A 4,755-nucleotide genomic window follows, 5' to 3' on the forward strand; every position below is an offset into this window, starting at 1 on the left:
GCTATGAGATGTTTAGCCAAACGCTGCGCAATAGCAAACAGCTCTTCATCCCGAATCAGATCGGCAAGATAGTAGCCAATGTTTCCCGTTTGACGTTTCCCGAGTAGCTCACCAGGACCGCGCAGCTCCAAGTCTTTTTGCGCAATGACAAAACCATCGGTACTATCGCGCAGCACGTTTAGGCGTTCTGTACCTGTTTCCGACAATGGCTTTTGATATAGCAACACACAGTAACTTTTGGTCGAGCCGCGCCCGACCCGCCCGCGCAATTGGTGCAACTGTGATAAGCCCAAACGCTCGGCATTTTCGATGACCATGAGTGAAGCATTGGGCACATCGACCCCGACTTCGATAACGGTAGTGGCAATGAGCAAATCCAGATTGCCTGCTTTGAACTCATGCATAATGGCTTGTTTGTCAGCGGATTTCATTTTGCCATGCACCAGACCAATACGGATGTTTAAGCGCTCGTTTAGATCCTCATAAGTGGCCTCGGCAGCTTGCGCGTCTAACACACTAGACTCTTCTACTAATGAGCACACCCAGTAGGCTTGACGACCCTCGCTACAGTTGACTGCAATACGCTCGATAACATCATCACGGCGATTACGATCTATGGTTACAGTAGTGATAGGCGTACGTCCCGGTGGCAGCTCATCAATAATGGAGGTATCCATATCACCGTAGACACTCATCGCTAGCGTCCTCGGAATCGGTGTTGCGGTCATAATCAGCTGATGGGGCGTACTATTCGCCACGCCTTTATTAGTCAACGCCATACGCTGCTCCACACCAAAGCGGTGCTGCTCATCGATGATGACGAGTCCCAATTTGGCAAACTCAACCGTATCTTGAAACAGCGCATGCGTGCCGACGACGATTTGTACGGTATTATCCGCTACCGCTTCTAAAGCCTCGCGGCGCTGTTTGGCTGTTTGCTTACCTGCAAGCCAGCCAACACCCACGCCTAGTGGCTCAAACCACGCCTTAAAATTCGCCAAATGCTGCTCGGCTAATATCTCAGTCGGTGCCATGACCGCGACCTGCCAGCCACTATCAAGCGCATAGCCTGCTACCCCTGCCGCGACCAAAGTCTTACCTGCGCCAACGTCCCCTTGCACAAGCCTAAGCATAGGAATCGATATAGCCATATCAGCGACGATGTCAGTCATCACCCGTTTTTGCGCGCCCGTCAGATCAAACGGCAGAGCACCAAATAACTTGTCCGTCAGTGGACTGGTAGTGGCACATTTTGGCGCTTTATGCTTATGCAATTGCTGACGACGATACAGTAGACTCAGCTGATGAGCGGTGAGCTCTTCGATAATTAGGCGCTGGCAGGCGGCGTGCGTACGCGCCGTGAGCTGAGTCAATAGGCGATACTGCTGAGGGGCATCCGTATAAGTGGGCGGCGTATGCAAGAGAACTAGTGCTTCAAATATCGTTAAATGATAGACGCTGTTCATTTCGTGCGCCGTCTCGGCTGTAGCCGTTTTGTCATTTGATGCTAGCTGCTCATGACTCGTATGGTCATAAGGTACTGGACTGGCTTTGTGCACACCGCTTGTGCTGGTCTTATCAGGCACACTACGCGCAAGCTCTGAGAATATATCCTCAGGCTCATCCTCAATGACGACAGGTTGCGATTTGGGATCAAACGGCACAAGCGGCATATCGGCGACCGTCTCAAAGTCCGCTTGCGTGAACAGCGTCATCGGTAGCGCTTGCGTGCGTACGGTTTGTAGCGCCAGTTTAATCAGCGTGCGCAGTTTATTTTGATGCAGACCTTTTACCGTTGGATAAATGGGTTGCAGACCTGTATTGATTAGTGTGCCGGCGGCGCTCATCACTTGGTACTCAGGATGATGCATCTGCTTGCCATAGCGATTAACCTTGATCTCCCCAAACAGTTGCAGCCGTGTACCAAGGCTCATAGTTTGAAGTAGCCCAGGGTACACCTTAAAAAATCGCAATGATACGGTGCCGCTGTCATCATCAATGATTACGGTCATGCCACTACGCTTATTATCGACATGGACTACGCGCCCTGTAATTAGGGCTGACTGCCCATGCGCCAGCTCACCTATCGGCACCAGTCGGCTACGATCCTCATAATCACGCGGCAGATGTAGCAAGAGATCAAATATGCGCTTGATACCTAATTGCTCAAGCTGCTCGGCGACTTTTGGACCGACACCCGCCAGCGCGGTCACAGGCATATCGAGTGACGATTCTGGTATCGAAAAATCTAATGTGATAGAGGCAGAGGGCATCAAAAGTCCTAATTAAGTCTCATACTGTAGGTTATTATAACGGACAACGCGTTTGATTATGCTAAGCTAATTATAACGATAATTATAGGGTATTTTTATGTTTGCCAAGCATAGCCAATCTAGCAAGCTAAGAGCTTTTCGCTTAGCTATGCAGCCTAGTCTGCTGATAGCGCTCACTGTCCTCATGAGTGCCTGTAACAGTATGACGCCAGCTGCAACTATGCCAGCTGCGATCGTAGAACCACCAAGCGTGGCGCTGGTTTTGGGCGGCGGCGGCGCTAAAGGCTTTGCTCATGTTGGAGTGATAAAAGTGCTGGAGGAGAATGGCATTACGCCGACCCTTATCGTCGGTACGAGTATCGGCAGCGTCATCGGTAGCTTGTACGCAAGCGGTTATAGTGCCGCGCAATTAGAGCAGCTAGCACTGACTACCTCTGATAGCGACTTGACTGATTTTACTTGGTCAAATCAGGGGTTTATTGAAGGGATAAAGCTGAGAAACTTTATTAATGCTAAAGCTGAAGGGCGCACTATAGAGAACTTCCCTATTCGATTTGCAGCAGTCGCCGCTGAAAAACATACGCTAAAGAAAACGGTATTTACTACAGGTGATGCCGGCCTTGCAGTACAAGCGTCAAGTAGTGTGCCCAATATATTCATCGCACCGCGCATTCCTGAACGCGTCGGCAAAAAATACATCGATGGCGGCGTAGTCAGTTTAGTACCCGTTGATAGCGCGCGCGACTTAGGCGCGGATATCGTCATCGCCGTCGACGTTACCGCTGCTGATAGCAAAGCGCGCACGAGCGCTACTGATAGAATACCTACTATTACTTCTCTAAGTAGCTTTTGGGGCTTACTTGAGAACACCTTTGCGCGTAGTACCGCCACCTCGAGCAGTCGAACCGCTATGGTCAGTGAACGCGAGCGCGCCGATATTATCATCACCCCAAAAGTCGGTCATATTAGCTCGCTTGATACCAGTCAACGCCGCGCTTTAATCGATGCAGGCGAGCAGGCTACCACGGCGCAAATTGATGCCATCAAAGTATTCATTAAAGATAAAACCAAGAGCAAATATACGGCCCTTTGATGTTATCAATATAAACAAAAACGGCTAAGCACAAAAAAGCACGACAGATATAAACTGCCGTGCTTTTTATCATCGTGTTTTCTGTCGTAGCGCTAATTTATCTATTTAACTTTAGCGCGGTACTTAACCATTACTGTGTCATTGAGACCCACATCTTCGATATCCCAGCGTACTGCTTTATAGTATTTTGGTGCAACCTCTACCAGCTGATTATTGACTCGTGAGCGCAGCGGCATACGAGCAAACGTATTGCCATCGACACTACCATACGGGAACTCAGGCGCGACCACACGTATCATTTCTACTTGCTCAGGGATACTCATGGTAACTGTCATCTTGCGCACGCGATCTGCATTATTATTAGTAAAATAACCCTGATATTCTAAGATGTTGCCAGATTGCAAGCGGGTATTGGCATCGACAGGTATCAAAGTTTCTTGTCCATTGGCATCCACGCCGACGAGCGCTGCGGTCACTGTCGTATTGACCGCTTGCACGCTTGAGGTGCTAGGCTGCATCATCGCTGGATTGTCAACAGTCTGCTCAGGCGTCGGTAGCATCGCCGAAGCTTGAGTGACTGCCATCACACCGATAAGCGTACCTGCGACGACGTGAAATAAGCGATGACCGCTCCAAGCGGTAAATGGATTGGCAAGAGAGTTGATTTTTTTCATGAGGTTCATTATCCCTAATTAATGTATCGATAAAACGAGGTCAGTAAATCGTAGCCGAGATTAATCTTGAGTCGTGATTATTCTTGAGTCGTGTTGGTGCAATAGCGCTTAGCATAGCAAAAAGTATTTGTAGGTATACTAACCCCGTGTTGAGGTTGTGTATATAGCTTTTCCACTATAAATGCCCCTTGATTCTATTCAAATAAAAAGATAGCTCATAACGGTGTTTTTTGCTATGGTAAATCTTTGCAGGCAAACCCTTTTTGTCACCCCTTTTTCCTCTTTAGACTGCTCCTATTATGACTACTAGCGCTATGCCACAGATTAATCCTGAATACGTCCATTGGTTTCGTAACTCTGCGCCCTACATTAATACCCATCGCGGCAAGACTTTCGTTATTATGTTTGGCGGCGAGGCGGTTCGTCATCCCAATTTTAGCACCCTTATTCATGACTTCGCTTTGCTCCACAGCTTAGGTATTAAGCTGGTACTCGTGCACGGCGCACGTCCACAAATTGAGAAGAACCTCAAAGAAGTCGGTATTACCTCTCCTTTGCATCAAGATATCCGCGTCACCCCGCGTGAGGCGATGCCCTCTATCTTGCAAGCTGTAGGCGCGATTCGCTTACAGATTGAAGCGCAGCTGTCTATGGGCCTTGCCAACTCGCCTATGTATGGCTCTCGTATCGATGCCGTCTCAGGTAACTTCGTCAC

Annotated in this window: 4 protein-coding genes; 2 read left to right on the top strand and 2 right to left on the bottom strand. The window is 48.9% G+C overall.

What is annotated here, in order from left to right:
• Positions 1-2,273, bottom strand: a 2,273-nt coding sequence (gene recG / locus ACTXGO_RS09780; protein ID WP_443574252.1) for an ATP-dependent DNA helicase RecG, incomplete at its 3' end; no start/stop codon positions are given.
• 97 nt (positions 2,274-2,370) lie between these two features.
• Here recG and ACTXGO_RS09785 point away from each other — a divergent pair.
• The gene (locus ACTXGO_RS09785) at positions 2,371-3,366 is read left to right on the top strand and encodes a patatin-like phospholipase family protein (protein WP_435949869.1); all 996 of its coding nucleotides are present in this window, start codon (positions 2,371-2,373) and stop codon (positions 3,364-3,366) included.
• A gap of 101 nt (positions 3,367-3,467) precedes the next feature.
• Here ACTXGO_RS09785 and ACTXGO_RS09790 read toward each other — a convergent pair whose 3' ends face one another.
• The gene (locus ACTXGO_RS09790; RefSeq protein ID WP_435949870.1) at positions 3,468-4,040 is read right to left on the bottom strand and encodes a hypothetical protein; all 573 of its coding nucleotides are present in this window, start codon (positions 4,038-4,040) and stop codon (positions 3,468-3,470) included.
• Positions 4,041-4,339: 299 nt separating this feature from the next.
• Between ACTXGO_RS09790 and ACTXGO_RS09795 the strand changes: the two genes are divergently transcribed.
• On the top strand, positions 4,340-4,755 hold a 416-nt coding region (locus ACTXGO_RS09795; RefSeq protein WP_443574255.1), incomplete at its 3' end, for an amino acid kinase family protein.

It is taken from the genome of Psychrobacter sp. T6-1 (assembly GCF_052258445.1).